The organism is Paenibacillus sp. FSL L8-0333, assembly GCF_037965665.1.
Taxonomy (GTDB): Bacteria; Bacillota; Bacilli; order Paenibacillales; family Paenibacillaceae; genus Paenibacillus_AQ; species Paenibacillus_AQ odorifer.
Genome location: NZ_CP150186.1, coordinates 6,002,637 through 6,021,654 on the forward strand (window position 1 = coordinate 6,002,637; position 19,018 = coordinate 6,021,654).

The 19,018-nt window shown below is 46.5% G+C and carries 13 protein-coding genes and 1 riboswitch; of the genes, 4 read left to right on the forward strand and 9 right to left on the reverse strand.

The features are described 5' to 3' along the window. Positions 1–128 precede the first annotated feature (128 nt). A complete protein-coding gene (locus NYE72_RS26740) occupies positions 129–314 on the forward strand; it encodes a hypothetical protein (RefSeq protein WP_036680230.1) in 186 nt (61 codons plus the stop codon). 325 nt (positions 315–639) lie between these two features. Here the strand turns inward: NYE72_RS26740 and NYE72_RS26745 are convergent, their stop codons facing one another. Then, positions 640–2,265, reverse strand: a complete 1,626-nt coding sequence (locus tag NYE72_RS26745) for an ATP-binding cassette domain-containing protein (protein ID WP_076179352.1) — start codon at positions 2,263–2,265, stop codon at positions 640–642. A gap of 155 nt (positions 2,266–2,420) precedes the next feature. Then, positions 2,421–3,386, reverse strand: coding sequence for an MBL fold metallo-hydrolase (locus NYE72_RS26750; protein ID WP_076104191.1), 966 nt, complete (start codon positions 3,384–3,386; stop codon positions 2,421–2,423). A gap of 223 nt (positions 3,387–3,609) precedes the next feature. On the opposite strand from NYE72_RS26750, the gene NYE72_RS26755 reads away from it, so the two are divergent. Then, complete coding sequence (locus tag NYE72_RS26755) at positions 3,610–4,746, forward strand: virulence factor (RefSeq protein WP_076142234.1); 1,137 nt, start codon at positions 3,610–3,612, stop codon at positions 4,744–4,746. A gap of 101 nt (positions 4,747–4,847) precedes the next feature. Beyond that, positions 4,848–5,053: riboswitch (Lysine riboswitch) on the forward strand. A gap of 199 nt (positions 5,054–5,252) precedes the next feature. Beyond that, positions 5,253–6,734 (forward strand): amino acid permease, encoded by a 1,482-nt coding sequence (locus NYE72_RS26760; RefSeq protein ID WP_076179353.1) that lies wholly within the window; start codon positions 5,253–5,255, stop codon positions 6,732–6,734. 108 nt (positions 6,735–6,842) lie between these two features. Here the strand turns inward: NYE72_RS26760 and NYE72_RS26765 are convergent, their stop codons facing one another. From NYE72_RS26765 to NYE72_RS26785, 5 genes are all read right to left on the reverse strand, one after another. Then, positions 6,843–7,982: a transglutaminase domain-containing protein gene (locus tag NYE72_RS26765; protein ID WP_076179354.1), complete on the reverse strand. Its 1,140-nt coding sequence runs from the start codon at positions 7,980–7,982 to the stop codon at positions 6,843–6,845. Positions 7,983–8,121: 139 nt separating this feature from the next. Continuing rightward, on the reverse strand, positions 8,122–10,494 hold the full coding sequence (locus NYE72_RS26770) for a glycoside hydrolase family 95 protein (RefSeq protein WP_076179355.1): 2,373 nt from the start codon (positions 10,492–10,494) through the stop codon (positions 8,122–8,124). Between the two features lie 115 nt (positions 10,495–10,609). Beyond that, the gene (locus NYE72_RS26775; RefSeq protein ID WP_080742630.1) at positions 10,610–12,367 is read right to left on the reverse strand and encodes an ABC transporter substrate-binding protein; all 1,758 of its coding nucleotides are present in this window, start codon (positions 12,365–12,367) and stop codon (positions 10,610–10,612) included. Positions 12,368–12,508: 141 nt separating this feature from the next. Next, positions 12,509–13,414, reverse strand: a complete 906-nt coding sequence (locus NYE72_RS26780; RefSeq protein WP_036680237.1) for a carbohydrate ABC transporter permease — start codon at positions 13,412–13,414, stop codon at positions 12,509–12,511. Positions 13,415–13,479: 65 nt separating this feature from the next. Then, positions 13,480–14,460 (reverse strand): ABC transporter permease subunit, encoded by a 981-nt coding sequence (locus NYE72_RS26785; protein WP_036680239.1) that lies wholly within the window; start codon positions 14,458–14,460, stop codon positions 13,480–13,482. A gap of 742 nt (positions 14,461–15,202) precedes the next feature. Between NYE72_RS26785 and NYE72_RS26790 the strand changes: the two genes are divergently transcribed. Continuing rightward, a complete protein-coding gene (locus NYE72_RS26790; protein WP_076316837.1) occupies positions 15,203–15,604 on the forward strand; it encodes a hypothetical protein in 402 nt (133 codons plus the stop codon). Between the two features lie 78 nt (positions 15,605–15,682). Here the strand turns inward: NYE72_RS26790 and NYE72_RS26795 are convergent, their stop codons facing one another. Both NYE72_RS26795 and NYE72_RS26800 read right to left on the reverse strand, forming a co-directional pair. Further along, the gene (locus NYE72_RS26795) at positions 15,683–17,233 is read right to left on the reverse strand and encodes a response regulator transcription factor (protein ID WP_076185438.1); all 1,551 of its coding nucleotides are present in this window, start codon (positions 17,231–17,233) and stop codon (positions 15,683–15,685) included. Then, positions 17,230–19,017: a sensor histidine kinase gene (locus NYE72_RS26800; RefSeq protein ID WP_076128708.1), complete on the reverse strand. Its 1,788-nt coding sequence runs from the start codon at positions 19,015–19,017 to the stop codon at positions 17,230–17,232. Before NYE72_RS26800 ends, NYE72_RS26795 begins: the two co-directional genes overlap by 4 nt. Between the last annotated feature and the right edge of the window lies 1 nt (position 19,018).

The window sequence follows — 19,018 nt, forward strand, 5'->3', positions numbered from 1 at the left end:
CTCCCCCTCTTTTTCCCCGATTATTTAAAATACGGAAAAGAATTCTTTCAATTATTCTTGCCCTTGTGGCAGCATTTAAAAACAATTAGAATAAAGTGTAAGGACTTGCTTCGAAGGAGGTTATCATAATGAGCGAAAGCAACGATAAAGGAAAAATCAACTTAGCGGAAGCTATCCGTAAAAAACTGGAGCAGAAGAAACAACAATCTTCCTCCAAACCTGGATCCACATTTCAGGCTGGTTCCGCCAAACCGCTAAAAAGCCAAAATAACAAAAAGCCTAACAACCAACGCCGTCGTACTGGCGGATCTTAGTATTTACTTATATTTAAACATAAACGGCTGCGAATCCCTCGGGGAAACGCAGCCGTTTATACGTTCGTCCTGCCTGATAGGATGGATTAGAACTCTTCAAATTCATAACTGATTCTCTTTATTGTACGATTAGTCAGCTGAAAACATGCGCTTTGGAAAACTCAAGGGCTAAAGACTCCCGTCTTAGAAGCCCCGCGTATACTCCCCGTAGAATTCTACTTGTTAATAACTTTTCAAAATCGAAATTATAAAGACAGCTACCCTGATCCTAAAAGGATTAGAGTAGCTGCTTCATGGGTTCCTTCCGCATAGCGGAAATTAAATATTATACTTCTACAGGATACATGCGCTGGCGCATTTCCTTAATTTCTGGATTCTCCAAATATTCATCGTAGCTCATGGAGCGGTCAATTACACCTGTAGGTGTAATCTCGATGATGCGGTTAGCAATGGTTTGGATGAACTGATGGTCATGGGAAGTGAATAGAATCGTGCCATCGAAATCGATCAGCCCGTTATTCAGTGCCGTGATGGATTCCAGATCCAAGTGGTTGGTTGGTTCATCGAACACAAGCACGTTTGCGCCGTTGAGCATCATTTTGGCCAGCATACAGCGAACCTTCTCGCCCCCGGACAGCACGCTTGCTTTCTTCAGTGCTTCTTCTCCGGCGAACAACATACGGCCCAAGAATCCACGCAGGAAAGTTTCGTCCTGATCTTTAGAATACTGGCGTAGCCATTCTACAAGATTCATTTCTACACCATCGAAATAGCTGGAGTTGTCTTTCGGGAAATACGCTTGAGTTGTAGTTACTCCCCATGTATATTCCCCCGTATCCGCTTCTTGCTCACCCATGATCACATCAAACAGCAGTGATTTAGGCTGGGAGTAAGGGCCCACAAAAGCAATCTTATCCCCTTTGTTTACTACAAAGCTGATTTCATCAAGAAGCTTTTCACCTTCAACCGCTTTGGACAAACCGCTGACTGTCAGCAATTGTTTACCCGCTTCACGTTCAGGTTTGAAGTTGAGGAACGGATATTTACGGTTGGACGGACGAATATCGTCCAGTGTAATTTTCTCAAGTTGTTTCTTACGTGATGTCGCTTGTTTAGACTTGGAAGCATTGGCCGAGAAACGCTGGATAAATGCCTGCAATTCCTTGATTTTATCTTCCTTCTTCTTGTTCGAATCACGCTGCAAAGCTTGCGCAAGCTGACTGGACTCATACCAGAAGTCGTAGTTGCCGACGTACATTTGGATTTTGCCAAAATCAATATCCGCAATATGCGTACATACTTTATTCAGGAAGTGACGGTCATGGGATACGACGATAACAGTACCTTCATAGTCCATGAGGAAGTTCTCTAACCAGCCAATAGATTCGAGATCCAAGTGGTTGGTAGGCTCATCTAGCAGCAGGTTATTTGGACGGCCAAACAAGGCTTGCGCCAAGAGTACCCGTACCTTTTCATTGCCGCTCAGTTCGGCCATTTTTTTGTCATGCAGTTCACGCATAATTCCGAGACCAATCAGCATGGCAGCTGCATCTGGCTCAGCATCCCAGCCGTTAAGCTCAGCGAACTCACCTTCAAGCTCCCCTGCACGCAGGCCATCCGCTTCTGTGAAATCAGACTTCGCATAAAGCGCGTCCTTTTCTTTCATAATTTCATAAAGACGTGTATGACCCATAATTACGGTCTCAAGTACTGGGAATTCATCATACTCAAAATGGTTCTGTTTGAGTACTGCGAGACGTTCGCCTGGTGTAACATGTACCTCACCGGTATTTGCTTCGATCTCACCAGACAGAATTTTCAGAAAGGTTGATTTACCGGCACCATTGGCGCCAATCAAACCGTAGCAGTTACCAGGGGTGAATTTTATGTTTACATCTTCAAAGAGAGCGCGTTTTCCGTAGCGGAGTGTTACGCCGCTTGTGCTAATCATTACGCATTACCATCCTTTTCACTTAGGGTTTCGGCTCATTATAGCATAAATAGAGAGCAAAAAGCCCGTAAAATAGCCTTTTCAGCTGTTCTCTCCAATACTAAAGTTATTCCAGCTGCTGTACAGAGGTCGCCAGTAAGGAGGAATTTTTTCAATTATTGTCCAGTTATGCGATTCTCGGGTTGTATAACAAGCGTTTCACCATAACTGAGCGTACGGATTCTTTCTTCAGAAATACCTTGTTTAAGCCGGGCACTTTCCATCCGATCCAGCGCTTCCCGGGCCGTATCATCAGCAAGTCTATAGGTGCCGTAATGCATCGGAATCATGGTCTCCGCTCCAACATCTACAAATGCTTGTATAGCCTCTTCAGGGGTTACATGCTGCGAGGTCATGAACCACTCCGGTTCATAAGCTCCAATCGGCATGAGTGCAACATGAAGCTTATAGCGGCTCCCAATCTCCTTAAAACCCGGAAAATAACCGCTATCTCCTGCGAAATACAGGTTTGGGGGCAGCTTGTCGCTATCCGATTCGATCGGCTGCAGAATATATCCTCCCCAATGCGAAGTATTCGTGTCCCAAGGCGTTCTCCGCGTCCAGTGCTGAGTCGGCACGAAGGTAAGCTTAATTTTACCTAGCGTATTTTCCTGCCACCATTCCATTTCTATGCAGTTGCGAAATCCTTTGCGGAGCATCTTTCGTTTCAAGCCTATAGGAACAACAAGGGTTGTCCCTGCTCTATATAATTTACGGATAGAAGCCATATGCAAGTGGTCATAATGAGAGTGCGAGATCAGAATCAGGTCAATGGGAGGCACTTCGCTGAGCGGAATCCCGGGTTGCCCCAATCTTTTCTCAAAGCCTAGTCTTCTCGCCCAGATTGGATCAGTAATGATATTCATCCCTTCATATTGAAGAAAAAACGTTGAATGCCCAATCCACGTAATGGTAGTCTCCAGCCGATTCTCCGCCAGATAAGCTAACCTCGGTGGCGTACTTGGCACTACATATGAATAATCTTTTTTCTTCCGTCGACGTTCCTCCCGCCACTTACGAAACTCTTTAAGTGTTTTATCGGTACTCACATTGTCGAGGTTATTGTAGCGAAATTTAACCATAGAGCACCTCATCTTTAGAAGTTTGCCGAGCACGCTTTACTTTAGCGAATATAATACAACTATATTGAACGGCAGAGTATTTTGCAAAATATACAAGTTACTTGGTAAGGGTGCGCCCTTTTTCCGCAAAATATCTAAGCACCCTTTTGTGTTTCACGCCAGAAATGAGATAATATGTGTATAAAGTATGGCGGTGCATATACCGTTCAAGGGGGAGCTACGTATGAAGATTACTTTTATTGAACCGACTCCAAGTCCAAATACGATGAAGCTTCATTTGGACGAAAGTCTGGAACCTGGAATCCGCAGAACCTATACACCAGAAAGTGAACGTTCCGCACCTGCCTGGGCACGCGAAATGTTAACGATACCGGGCGTTATTAGCATCTATCATGCTGCTGACTTTGCAGCGCTCGAACGCAAGGGCAATGCGGATTGGGCAGCGATTCTAAGAGAAGTCCAGAACCGCTTCGGCAACAGCGAAGGCTTAATTGACGATTGGAATCTTGCCGATGAGAACGCTGGCGCTCATTTCGGCGAAGCCCAAGTCTTCGTCCAGATGTTCCGCGGAATTCCGCTGCAAATCCGCGTTAAGACCGGCGCGAATGAAGAGCGCATCTCCTTAGCAAACCGCTTCACGAAGGCGGTTATGGATGTGGCTAGCGCCGTGATGATTAAAGAGCGTAAGCTCACTGATTACGGCGTGCGTTATGGCGAGCCCGCGGAGATTGCACGCGAGGTGGAGCAAGAGGTCGAAGCGGCGTATCCGCAGGAACGCCTCGACTCTCTCGTGCAGCAAGCCATTGCGCACGGCGCCGAAGGCGAGTTCGTCGAGCAGAGACGAACCCGCAGTCAGGATGAGCTGCTGCGAGACCTGAAGCATGAGGATTGGCGCGTGCGCTACGCCGCGCTGGAGGATCTTACGCCGACGGCGGAGCTCCTGCCGGAGCTTAAGGCGGCGCTGCACGATCCCAAGCTGCATATTCGCAGGCTTGCGGTCGTGTATCTAGGCGACCTTCGCACGCCCGAAGCGATGGAGCTGCTCTATGAGGCGATGGCAGACAGCGCGCCAGCCGTGAGACGTACGGCAGGCGATACGCTGTCCGACATCGGCGATCCTGCCGCCACGCCAGTGATGACGGCGGCACTGACAGATAAGAGCAAGCTTGTCCGCTGGCGCGCAGCTCGTTTCCTCTATGAGGTGGGCACATCCGATGCCCAAGAAGCGCTGTCGGTTGCGGCGGAAGATCCGGAATTCGAGGTTGGACTTCAGGCTAAAATGGCTTTGGAACGTATCGCTTCCGGTGAAGCAGCGGCGGGTACCGTTTGGCAGCAAATGTCAGAGCGTCGTCGCAGCTAACATTCCCTACCGGATTTTGTCATTGCTTGACTTGCGAACTTGCTTTATACTAATTCCTGTTGTTTATAAATGAATGAAGTAAAGATAGCCTCGTCATACTAAGATGAGGTAGAGGTCGCGGATATAAAGAGTACGCGCGTGGAGACGTTAGAGCCGTCTATGAATCGCGTCGAAAGGAATATCTGCCGAAGTCTGCACTGTCGCTCTTACAGCGGTGCAGGCTGGGGCCGTTGCCGAAAGGCACGGAACTGTCACATTGTATAACCTGCATAAGCAGCAGGTCATAATGTGTTGCGCTATCTTCACAGGGAGTATGATGCGGAGCTGTATAGATGGAAACCGCAGATATAGTCTGCGGTTTCTTTGCGTTTACAGAATTTGTATATTTAGTGTTTCCCCATAACCTTATGGAGACCACCAAATACACTCTCCCGCTCTGCGGGAGGAAGCAGCTCAGCACTCCCCGTTCATGAATTGAAAGATTAGATCATAAGGAGTGTCAAATCATGCAGGGCAAGCAGCAAAATCTAGCACAAGGCAACGTAAGTAACCCGCCTGAGCTAAAAAAATCATTTAAAGCAAGGCATTTGACTATGATTGCGCTTGGAGGATCTATTGGTACTGGACTCTTCCTGGCCAGTGGTGGCGCTATCGCTTCAGCCGGACCCGGTGGTGCACTTCTAGCCTATACGGCTGTTGGTGTTATGGTTTATTTCCTCATGACCAGTCTGGGAGAGCTCGCTACCTATTTACCGGATTCCGGCTCATTCAGCACTTACGGCACGCGTTTCGTCAGCCCCGCTTTTGGGTTCGCCATCGGCTGGAACTTCTGGTATAACTGGGCGGTTACGATTGCAGCAGAATTGTCTGCCGCCACCGTCATTATTAAATATTGGTTCCCGGACAGTCCCTCCTTTCTCTGGAGTCTCGTGTTCCTGCTGCTGATGTTCGGTCTTAATTTCCTGTCTGCTCGTGGATACGGAGAATCAGAATATTGGTTTGCCATTATCAAAATTATTACTGTTATCGCCTTCCTTATTGTCGGAGTTTTGATGATTTTCGGAATCATGGGCGGAAAAGCCGTAGGCTTCAGCAATTTCCAGATCGGGGGCAGCTCGTTCCACGGTGGCTTCTTCGCTTTCGTCGGTGTCTTTATGGCTGCGGGATTCTCCTTCCAAGGCACCGAGCTAATCGGTGTTGCAGCAGGTGAGAGTGAGAACCCTCGCCGTAACGTACCTATTGCTATTCGCCAAGTCTTCTGGCGTATATTAATCTTTTATATCCTCGCTATACTAGTAATCGGAATGCTGATTCCTTACACGAATCCAGATCTGCTGCGCGGTGGTATTGATGATATCGGAGTCAGTCCGTTTACGATCGTATTTAATAAAGCAGGACTTGCTATTGCCGCATCCGTCATGAATGCTGTCATTCTCAGCTCCGTATTGTCAGCCGGGAACTCGGGAATGTACGCCTCCACCCGCGTCCTGTACGCTATGGCTAAGGATGGAATGGCTCCACGTGCTCTAGGCAAGCTTAATCGCCGCGGTGTTCCTGTTGGTGCTTTGCTCGTGACCACAGCCGTGGGTATGTTAGCCTTTTTAGCATCATTCTTTGGTGATGGTGCTGTATACAACTGGTTGCTTAATGCTTCCGGTATGTGTGGATTTATTAACTGGCTCGGCATCGCTGTCTGCCATTATCGTTTCAGACGCGCCTTTATAGCTCAAGGTCATTCCCTTGATGAGCTGCCTTACCGGGCTAGATGGTTCCCGTTTGGGCCTATATTTGCCTTAGTACTTTGTACGGTAGCCATCCTTGGCCAGAATATGGGTGCCTTCTCAGGTGGAAACATCGACTGGTACGGTATTGCCGTTTCCTATATCAGCCTGCCATTATTCGTCTTGATTTGGGCCGGCTATCGCTTCTTCCGCAAGAGTAATATTATTCCTTTGGATAAATGCGATCTTAGTACTCACCCAGAATAAATAGACTCCTCAAAAAGGGATATCCAGAAGCCTGAAAGGCTGCGGGATATCCCTTTTTATATAAATCAATCTAGTATATTCAACTCCTGATTTTACTTAGCCCTTTGCCTATTCCCAAGTCACATACACTTTTAGATCACCCGTATTATCAAAAGAAGTGCTAGAATAAGACACTTCCTCTAGTCCAAGTTTATATAACTCCTGTAGATCATTCTTCAGCTGGGTTCCACTACCGTCATAACGGAATAATAAAGATCCCTCTCCTGAAGCGACAGCCTTATTCGCCAGCTGAATTAAATCTGCTGCTGAACGTACAATCCGTTCCTCGGCATACAGCTCATAATTAAGGTCCTTCTGAAGTTGCTTATACACCCCGGCGCTCTGTCCTCCACGCTCTACAAGTGCTGCCAAGGTCTTATAATAGGCAACCGAGGCTGCCGGATAAGACTTCGTCCAGCTATGGTCCTGACGCATTTGGGCATCAGTCTTCAAGTAATACGCGGTGCTTACTACGCCGGCTTTATCAGGTGTCGGGTCATCCCAAGTTGTGTCGAGATGATACCATCTCCCTTCGAGCAGCACTAGATTCCAAGCATGAGACTGGCTGCGTCCTCCCGGCTGTTTTGCAGTGCCCTCAACGATTTTATTACTGAATCCCGCTTCCTTGAGCAGCTTATAGGTCAACAGCGAATACCCTTGGCAAACGGCACTGCCACTCTTCAGGCCTTCATAAGCCGTATATTTACGATAAGAGGTATCATACTTCAGACGCAGCACCACCCAGTCGTGGATAGCCTTAACCTTCTGATGATTATTCATGCCCGGTGTAATGATCTTCTTGAGCGTTGCCTTTACTTCTTTATTCACAAAAGCGGTCTGCTCCAGCGTTTCCAAGTATTTCACTTCTACCGTAACCTTTACAGAGCTTTTGCTCCCTCGATAAGTGTATCCGTAGCTGTCTATGATGTAATACAAATAGGGATCGCTATTCATCGCTTGATCTAGACCCGTTTGTATCTGTGTTTTTAAATTCGAGGTTTTCCCCTCATAAGTAAAAGTGATAGTCTCTCTACGATTATTCATCGCACCGGTTAGCTTCTGGGCAATTTCACTCACAGAACGAACGGTCGGTGAAGTCGTGGCCGCATAAGCATGCCCCCAGGTCCAATACAATGTCGGGGGAATGGCTGCGCAAATAATCACTCCTCCAAGAATGACTTTTGCCAACGTGAAGCGTTTTTTCCACATAATTATTCTGATCCTCCGGCTCCTACAGACTTATTCAAAACCCTCCATTTAATAGATAATGAAGACTTGGGCAAAAAAAGACTGTTCTCTGTAGAATAATTCTACTCTGAGAACAGCCTCTAAGCCAGATCAATATGAATTATTTCTTTAGGGGTGTAATGAGATAGGTCTCTCCTATTACTGTTTCAAATTCCAGCCCCGCTCCTTCAATCTGTGTACCATCAGGTTTTTGAATGAGCAAAGGCTGGTGTTGAACAATTCTGCAGGATCGGCCATGAGTCGAGGTAACCTCTGCCCTAGTTAAACAGCCCCCGCTCCATTCTATAGTCATGACAAAGCCACCACGTGCCACCAACCCTTTCACGCTGCCTTCAGACCATTCCTCTGGAAGAGCAGGTAATAGTTCCAGACCCTCCTGATGACTCTGCAAAAGCATTTCTGCTATTCCGGCTGTAGTGCCGAAGTTTCCATCAATCTGAAACGGAGGATGATTTCCGAACAGGTTCGGCAAACTGGAATCTTGCAAAATGCGACGTAGACAGCTAACCGCACTCTCGCCATCCTTCAGACGCGCATAAAGATTAAGCAACCATGCTGCGCTCCAGCCTGTATGGCCACCTCCGTGTTCTATGCGTTTCTTCAGTGTTAAGGCTGCCGCCTCCGCTAGCTCTGGTGTGGAGGAAGGGCTAATTACGTTCCCAGGGTACAGGTCATACAAATGAGAAACATGACGATGCCCAGGCTCTTGTTCAGCAAAATCCTCATTCCATTCGCGGACAGTTCCGTCCGGTGCGATCCCTTGGTGGGCAAGCTGTTTCTGTTTCTGCATAAGCTCCTGACGCAGCTCTACATCGGTATTTAAAATGTCAGCAGCCTGAATGCAGTGCTTGAACAACTCAGCGATAAGCGATAAATCCATAGCTGAGCCAGCCGAGACACTGCATGGTGTGCCGTCAGCAGTCAGAAATACATTCTCTGGCGAGGTAGACAAACCTGTCGTCCATCTTCCATCAGGCAGCTCTACTAGCCAATCCAGACAAAACAATGCGGCTCCCTTTAGTATGGGATAAGCTGTGCGCAAATAGTCCTCATCTGGACGAAAAGCGTAACGCTCCCATAGATGGCGAGAGAGCCATACCCCGCCCATCGGCCAAAAAGCCCACATCGCCTTACCGTCTGATGGAGAAGTCATCCGCCACAAATCGGTATTATGGTGTACTGTCCAGCCACGTGCGGCATAATGAATACTCGCTGTACGGCTGCCAGCCACGCTAAGCTCCGTGATAAAATCTATTAAAGGTTCATGGCATTCGCCCAATCCGCATAACTCGGCTGGCCAATAATTCATTTCGGTGTTGATATTTGTCGTATAATTGCTGTTCCATGGTGGCTGAATATAGGGATTCCAAATACCCTGCAGATTCAGAGCTTGCGTCCCCGGCCGTGAGCCAGCAATCATCAGGTAGCGGCCATACTGGAACAGCAACGCTTCCAGTTCAGGATCTGCCTGTCCTTCGCGGTATTGTACCAGGCGCTCATCAGTCGGAAGCTCTCCTCGGGAAGCAGCAGATGCAAGCGTCAACTCCACACGGTGGAACAAGGATTGATGATCCTCTAAGTGGCGTTGCTTAAGCTCTGCGTATCCTTTAGAGGCTGAAGCTAACTGCACTAGGCACAACTCCGCTGGCAGCTTGCCACCGCTTCCCGGCATCCGGTCATACCCGGCATAATCGGTTGCCGCAGCCAGACGAAGGGTAATGGAGTGCGCGCCAGAAATCAACAGCGAGCCGTTCTCCGCTACACAAGTCCCACCTTCCGTCTGGATCTCCATAACCGCAGCAAAACTTATGCCAAGCCCTTCTTCATATAATACGGCACGCGGGTGATCCCCTACGTAGTTATCAGCCACATGCGACGGGGCACGGCCAGTCATAATCAGCATGCCATCCGGAGTAATCTCCGAGTTGAAAGGATGTGGTGATGCCAGATCCGCCCAGAAATCTGGGAGAGTAGCTTGGCCCTCCCCCCCCTCAGCACGGATATGAAGAGCTATAATGTCATCCGGTCTGCTGGCCAATACTTCACGTACGATCCTTACACCACCGGCAGTATAGGTTACCGTAGCCAACGCCTGATCCAGATCAAGCTCTCTCCGGTAATCCTCTACAGGACCTGCAAAATTAAACTTCAATCGCAAATCTCCAAGCGGTTGATAGGATTCCGTCCGGCTGCCTAACATTTTGGCGTCCACCAGTGCTTCTGCTTCCTTGTATTTCCCCTCTGCAACTAGCTGTTTAGCTGGAGCCAAATGCCGCAGTGCCTCATAGTTGGCTTTATCCCGCGGGAAACCTGACCATAGAGTGTCTTCATTTAATTGAATCCGTTCTTCTTCGATTCCACCAAAGACCATGCCGCCCAGCCTCCCGTTACCTACGGGCAGCGCCTCTTCCCATACAGCCGCCGGCTGCTTGTACCATAACTCATGCCGTCCGGAGTTCTTGCTCTCTCCCATGTATATTCCTCCTGTCCTGTTATTACCGGTGAAAAGCAATCAGCGGGAGGCCCGGACTTTCGTTCGGACTTCCCGCCATCTTCATGCTTTTATTGGATTAGACGAAATTTAATAATTAATCATTCCAAAGTTTCACGCGTTGTTTAACCAGCTCTTCACGCAAATCTTCAGCTTTCGTTACACCAGCTTTATCAAGCTCAGCCATGTAAGCATCCCAAACTTTATCGAAATCAGCTGGTTTAGACAAGATTGCTTCTGGGATCCGTTTCCAACTGATATCCTTCAGCTTGTTGTCAAGAACGACAATTTCGCTATCCCCAGGAATCGTGATGTTCCATGCCGCGCCCCAAGGTTTAACTTTGAACTCATCTTCACTTGGGAAGAGGTCTTTCCAAGTTGTTGCTTTGTAAGCAGCAAGTGTTTCTTTTTCAACCGCATTGTAACCTACAGTTACTTGCTCAGGGAAACGAGTTGTGTAGTAGTTACCAGATGGATCCAATACACCGTCGCCATAGTGAGCGCTCAGCAATGCATAGTTTGATCCGACATTACCCAAACCAGTTTCTTTTTGGAAGTTGGTAGTGTCATTATATTTACGGTCGTTCACATCTTCAGGAATGACACGTTTGCCATCAACAACATTGTAGTGTTTGCCTTCAATACCCCAGTTAACCAATACTTGACCTTCGTCGGAAGCTAGGTAGTCCAGGAATTTAATCGCACGAACTGGATCTTTAGCATCTACGCTGATCCCAATTCCGTTACCACCCATGAAGCCTGTAGGCCAGAAGGAGGTTTCTTTGTACTCCTCAGACAAGGTTACAGGATAGTGTCCATAGCCTTGATCCAGCTTGCCTTCAGCTTTCAATGCTCTTTCTCCATCGCCATAACCCCAGTCTTGGTCAATCAAACCAATAACGCGGCCGGTAGCAATTTTAGCTTTGTACTGATCATACTTTTGAACGAAACTTTCTGGATCAAGCAATCCGATATCGTTCATGTGGTTGAGCCAGCGGAAATATTCTTTTTCAGCCGGACGACGGAAGTGATAAGTTACTTCTTGGGTGTCGATATCAATCGCATATTCACCATCGTCAGGAGAACCAGTAGTAATAAATGCTGGGTTAGTTACTGTAATGTACATGTACCAATCATCTGCATTCAGAGTCAGGCCGATGTTTTTGTTACCATTTTCATCCGTAGGATGTTTTTCCAGGTAAGCCTTGATTACGTTCTCATAATCTTGAACAGTTTTGATTGCAGGATATCCAGCTTCTTTAACAGCACGGTGCTGTAGTTCAAATCCGCCACCAGCATCAAAATATTTGTTGTCCACACCTGCATAGGTAGGGATGGCATAAATCGCGTGATCATCGTCACTGTAACGTGAACGTTTCATGCCTTCTTCGCCCAATACTTTTTTGATATTCGGAGCATATTTTTCAATCAGGTCTGTTAGATCAAGCATTGCGCCTGCATCCACCAGCTTACTGACATCAGTCTTAGCACTGATCAAATCCGGATATTCGCCGCTCGCTGCGATCAAGGCTACTTTTTGTTGAGGATCACCAACTGCATATTCAGCATTTAGGGTTACTCCCGTTTTTTCCGTAATCACTTTACCAACTTCATCTTGCATACCTGTCCAGTTCGGGTTAGGGTCTGCACTGAAGAAGGTCATCGTGAGCGGGGAAATATCCTCAGCCGCATTGGTCGCATTTCCAGCATTAGTTGCATTGCCGCCTGTATTTCCAGCTGCAGCATTACCATTGTTGCCATTGTTACCGCCGCAGCCTGCAAGCACACCGAGCAGCATAATAGAAGTGAGCGTTAATGCCGTAGCTTTGGCTTTTATCTTTCTATTACTTCCCATTAAATAAACCCTCCTTAAAATTGTTTATCTATCGTATCACAGGTGAAGACCTGTTAATACTTTACCCAGCTTGCCAAAAGAAAACGGATACACAATAGGTTTTAAGCATAGGGGAGACTAAGCTCCCCCGTTAAACTGTGATTAACTCTTCACAGCACCAAGTGTCATACCTTTAACAAAATACTTCTGAATGAACGGATAAACCAACAGAATCGGTACGGTTACGACAATCGTAATCGCCATTTTGAGCGACTCCGGCGAGACCTGATTGGAAGCCAGCGAAGCAATGTTGGAGCGGTAGTCGCCTCCGTTACCACTGGTTGTGGTCTGTAGAACCTTCATCAATTCAAACTGTAATGTGGTTAAGTTAGGGCTTGAACCATTGTACAGATAAGTATCCAACCAAGCATTCCATTGACCTACTGCTAGGAACAGCGCAATTGTTGCTAACGCTGGTTTCATCAGTGGCAAAATGACCCGGAAGTAGATAGTAAAGTCATTGGCTCCATCCAGCTTCGCTGATTCCTGCAGCGCATAAGGCAGACCGTCGATAAAGGAGCGGATAACGAAAACGTTAAAAGCACTGACCAATCCAGGTAGGACATAAACTGCAAAGCTGTTCATCATATGCAGATCCTTGATCAGCATGTATATAGGAATCATTCCTCCAGAGATATACATGGTCATTGCCAAGAATGTGGAAACGAATTTACGGCCTGCAAAGTCAGGGCGGCTGATCGTAAACGCCAGCATCGAGGCACTGATCAGTCCGAATAAAGTTCCAACAACTGTCCGTAAAGCGGATATTTTAAACCCGGTGATTAATCCCGAGAAGGTGAAGATTTTCAAGTAATTGTCCCAAGTAAACTGGCGGGGATAGATGGTCACTCCACCGCGCACACTATCCACTGAATCATTCAGTGAGATGGCAAGCACGTTCAAAAACGGATAAATCGTGATTACAACCACAAACAGGATTACAAAATATACAAAGAAATCAAAGATCCTGTCTGACCATGACTTTCTGGTGATAGCTGATTCTCCCACGGTAACGCTCTCCTTTCATGAAAAGGGCAATTTGCTGCCACGATTGGGTTGAAGGGCCCTCTGTGTTACAGAAGGCTCTCTTTTGTTGTACGTTTAAAGATTCCATTAATCGTAAACAGTAGAATTACACTGATCACTGAGTTGAATATATTGATCGCAGTACCGTAGGAATATCTCGCCATGCCCAGTCCGTATTTCAGTGAATACAAGTCTAGCACTTGAGAATAGTCGGTAACGAGGTTGTTTCCGAGCAAGAATTGCTTCTCAAAGCCGATATTGAGCAAATTACCAATCGACATAATAAGTAGTACAGTAATTGTTGGGCGAATCCCCGGAAGTGTAATATGCCATACCTGACGCAGCCTGCTGGCACCGTCTACCCGGGCTGCTTCGTACAATTCAGGCCCAATACCTGCGATAGCTGCAAGGTAGATGATGGCATTCCATCCGGTCTCTTTCCAAATATCCGATAAGGTAACGATTCCCCAGAAAAGATGGCCCTGGGCCATAAACTGGATAGGTGCGTCTATGAATCCTATTCCTAACAAGATATCGTTTACAATACCATTTTCACCAGATAACATTTTAGTTACAATCCCTGCTGCAACCACCCATGATACAAAGTGGGGCAAATACGAGACTGTTTGAGCAAATCGTTTAAAGAAGCCGAGACGCACTTCATTGAGCAATATTGCAAACGTTATCGGAAAGATAAGGCCTGCGACCAAGCCCATTCCACTCATCGCTAGCGTATTACGCAGCGCCAGAAGGAATTGCGAGTCACTGAACAGTGTCTTAAAGTGTTCAAAACCTACCCATTCTTGTTCAAAAAAGCCACGTGCGGGCTTGTACTTTTGAAAAGCCATCGTCCAGCCCCATAACGGGAGATAACTGAAGACGAATGCCCAGATCACAAAAGGTATCGACATCATCCATAAGTACTTTTGATTCTTAAAGCTTCTCCAAAACCGTCCTCCTGAAGCAGGCTTTTTGTTGCGTGTTCGGGTATCCGGCGGGATTTGAGAAGTTACTGTGTCCGCTTTCATAAAGCCCCTCCTCTCTATGTCTATATTCTAAATCTCTGTAAGCGATTGCAGTACCCTATAAATTCGACCTAAAATCAGGTGAAAATTAGAGATTTAGAGCCAAAATAAAGCGGATACATCGTTGAAAACACTGAAAACAAACATGAATTTACTGAAAATAAAATTAAGTGAAATTATTTGATTTCATAAATCAATACGATACTTAATCCCCTGTCTATTTCACACAATTAATACTTCATCCCATAATTAAAAAACGCCCCGAGCTAACGTTCTATAAGTGAACGTGGCCGGAAGCGAAGGCGCGGACTGAAATGACCTTATTTAAGCAAATTGCACATCTTATTGGGTTAGGCGGACTATAAAGACCTTATTCACTTAAAAAACCACCTTTTGGAGAACATTTGCAGCTAATAACGTACATGGAGTCCGATAAATCGAAATTGGACTCGAAATAGCCCAAATAACGACTCTGGAGTCCGTCATACCCGCGAATGAAAACTATAATATGCTCTCAGATGAGGCGTAACAAGTATACCCGTAACCCCTGCCCTGCTCCTCAACGAAAACCTCCGTATGGTTCAATTAAAATTAATTACTTTAATATCATCTTATCTAGAAAATATCACCTGATACATCAGTACTTCAACTATTTCAGATACATATTCCTTATACGCACATGCCGAGTCGACATTATCTGTTGTACCTGCAATTTCTTTTCCTAAAGGAGGGTAATAGGAGAGCAATGAAAAACAAAAACATCAAGACATTATTATTGATTATCGCCGCAGTATTATTGACACTAAATTTATTTCAATTCAATAACAACGTAAGCCATAACAGATTAATGAATAGGCTGGACCTGAATCTGACATCAGAACTCGACGGTCTAAGAGTGGAATTAGAACGATACTCAACACCAAGCATTCTTGCTGTAGAGCAAGCGAGTAAAATTGCTGCCCTTTCGACGTATTCAACATTAGGGTTCGATTATGGATATACCTTGGAAACCAGAATACATGACAAATATGTACAAAATGAACCTTTTAAAGAGATGGATCAAATTCAAGAGTTACTTCTGGCCCTTCAAAAGGACCCTGCAAATCAAGAATTGCAACAAAGATTAGATTTATTATTAGTGAAGTAGCTTTAATGTAAGAAAAAAAGCCACAGCTAAAGCTCAGGTTATACCTGAACTGCAACTGTGGCTTTTTGGGCTTCTATTTTAGATGTTTTTGCGAAAAGAACTTGGGGAGAGTCCTACATATTTACGGAACTTGGCGTTGAAGTAATCGGGGTTCATGTACCCAACTTTCTCGGCCACCTCATATACTTTCATGCCTTGCGCTAGGAATTGCTTCGCCTTCTCAATCCGCACTTTGTCCACATACGTATTGAAGTATTCCCCGGTAGTGTTCTTGAACATTTTACCTAGATATGCGCTGTTGTAATTAAATAACTCAGATAAGGTCTCAAGCTTAAGGTTCTCATTGTAACGGCGGTTGATTAGCTCCGTAATTTTTTTGATCTCATTCCCTTTGCTGCCACTGGACATTTGATCGGCGATCTCCGCCATGAAATTAACGGCCTGCTCTTGCAGGTCTGCCAGATAATGACTATGGTAGAGCTCACCGATCGGCGGGGAATGCTTAGCGGCATTGCTGCGAATCTCTGGATAGACCGGTTCGAGACGGGCCAACACCGTACTGAGAATCCGCACAAATGTATCTTTGATCTGCTGCTCCTCACTGCCCGCAGCCAGTAGCTCCGCACAGATCGTATCCACCAGCGGTTCAATGGCCGCGCGGCTTCCGGTTTCAACAGCAAGCATTAGGCGGCTCTCCGCATCCTGCCCTTCTTCGGTGTACGCCTCCGCCACTCCAGGAAACAACATACCGGAGAGATCGGCGCTGATCAGAATCCCTTTGCGGTAAAAGAATGCCCGGCGCAGCAGTTCACGCGCCACTTGAAAAGACTGTGCCGCCTCTTCTGGTCCAGCTACAGGGCCTCCCGTTGCTGCGCTGAAGTTGTATCCCTCGCGGCAAATTAAGGACGCAAGCTCTTCCATCAGCCGCTCCTGTTCCTGCTTTCCTGGCAGCGGCTCTTGCAGCAGGAATCCAATATATGGCGGCATCGTGAAAAACATCCGCTCTTCACTGCTGCCAAAATACTGTTCTACCGCGGCCTTAACGGCCCGCTCCCCTTCCTCACTACCGCCCGCAGGCGCGAGTAATTCGAGTAGGATCACTTCGACACGGTCTGATTTAAGACCCAGTGCTGCCGCCTGCTTAGCAGGATCATTCTCCCCCTCCTCCGCAGTTGAAGGCTGCAGCAATGTACGCAGCAGGCTTTCGCGATTACGGGCAGGCTCCTCTTCATTCCAGCGGCTAAAGCGATCTTCCTGAGCGATCGTGACTCTGAGTTCCTCCAAATAGTTGATTAGCTCTTCCTCATCCACCGGCTTCAGTAAATAGCCGTCAATGCGGTAAGAAATGGCTCGTTTGGCATACTCAAAATCCGCATGACCACTTAAAATCAGCACATGGCTGGTCGAGCCTTCCTCGCGCAGCTCACCGATTAACTCCAGCCCGTCCATACCAGGCATGCGGATATCCACCACAATCAGTTCCGGATAAAAAATATGATATTTCTCCTGAGCTTGCAAGCCGTTGGCGGCCGTAGCCACCACCGTATACCCTAGCTCTTCCCAAGGGATTAGAGCCCGAAGGCCTTCCCGCAGCTTTGGCTCATCATCAACAATCAATACTTTGATCATAGATTTATGTCCTCCATTGGAATACGAAACGTAATAGATGTTCCTTCATTCATCCGGCTTTCGATATTCAGTCCATATTCAACACCGTAGGATAACTTCAAACGGTCGTGTACATTGCGCAGCCCGATGCGTGCCTCTTCCTGCTCATCACGAACCTCAAGGGTATAACGGATCTGCTCCAGCTTGTCCGGAGTGATCCCGGCTCCATTATCGGTAATGGTAAAGACCGCATGATTCTGCTCACGCTTGATATTCACCGTAACCATTGCTCCATCCATCGTGTTGTCTAACCCATGAATCACCGCATTTTCCACAAGCGGCTGCACAATCAGCGGCGGGATGTAGAGTGATTCGACGGCAGGGTCTACAATAAATTGATATTTCAAACGATCCTCATAACGGAATTGCTGAATATCCAAATAACAACGAACCACTTCAAGCTCCTGGCTAAGCAAAATTTTACTTCGGCCTACCTCCAGATTACTGCGCATCATTTTGCCAAGAAGACGCACTACCCGTGCAATCTCCACTTGCCCTTTCATATGGGCCTCCATACGAATAGATTCCAGCGCATTGAACAAGAAATGAGGATTGATCTGGCTTGCCAGCATTTTAAAACGGATATCATTCTGTTTCTGTTCCAGCAGACTGTTCTGGTCATTAGATTCCTGTACCTCGTACATCAAATCGTTAATACTCCGTACCATAGAATTGAACTGACGAGCTAACAGGGCAATTTCATCTTTGCCATCAATTTTTAATGAAGTGTCAAAATCACCCGTACTAACGCGGTTAATATGTCTGCTTAACTGCAATAATCGACGTGAAAATAATGAAGAGAAACTATATATGATTAAAAAGGCCAATAAAACGCTTACGGCAATCACGGTAATCGAAAGCTTAATCACCCGATTAGGTTCTTTGACTATACTATCAATAGAAAAAACAGAAATAATTCGCAGGGCGTTACGGCTGGCTTGTGGTTTAAGTTCTTCTATCACTATTTTGGAGGCTTCACCATCTACTTCTGCCTCATAGCTCCCGCTTCCTTGCCCCAAAAGCTTTGTATCAAAAGAAACATCTGCCAGTTTCTTTCCTGTCCGATCGCTCCGGTTCGCAGCAATGATATTATCCTGATCATCCACGATCATGGTATCAAATGATTCCTGGCTCAGAATTGAGGTTAGCTGGTGACTGTTTACATTAATAACGAGCACGCCAATTTTACTGGAGCCCTCCAGCTCGATTTTGCGGACAAGACTTAAATAATTCCGCTGATCACGCTCATCCTCTATATATTCCCAACCGACGAGGCTATCGTACCGCTGTGCTCTCTGATACCACTGGCTCTCCTTAATGGCAGACGAAGGATTGATCAGCTCCCAGTTGTTAAGCAGCGTAGCATTATCAGTGTATAAACGTATGTTGGATATGTCTTTATATAATCTTAGGTATTCACGCATATCAGTGTAATCCCGATAAGCCTCAACCACATCATAAGTGCTTACATACTGGCGTATGGCGAGTTTTTTCAGCCGGGCATCATTGGACAATCGATACGCTATATCTTGCGATACACCGATGACTTCTTCTGTTCTTTTTTTTACCCGATCTACGTTAATTGAAGCTTGCTCCAGTGCGTTCTCAAACGCCATGGTCCTCATCTCAATCGTAAGATAACCACCTACCAGTAATACCGGTAAAAGTGTAGTCAGTAAAAAAGCAAGCAGCAGCTTATTGCGGATTTTGATGTCATTCAGCACCTTAACAAACCATTGAAACATG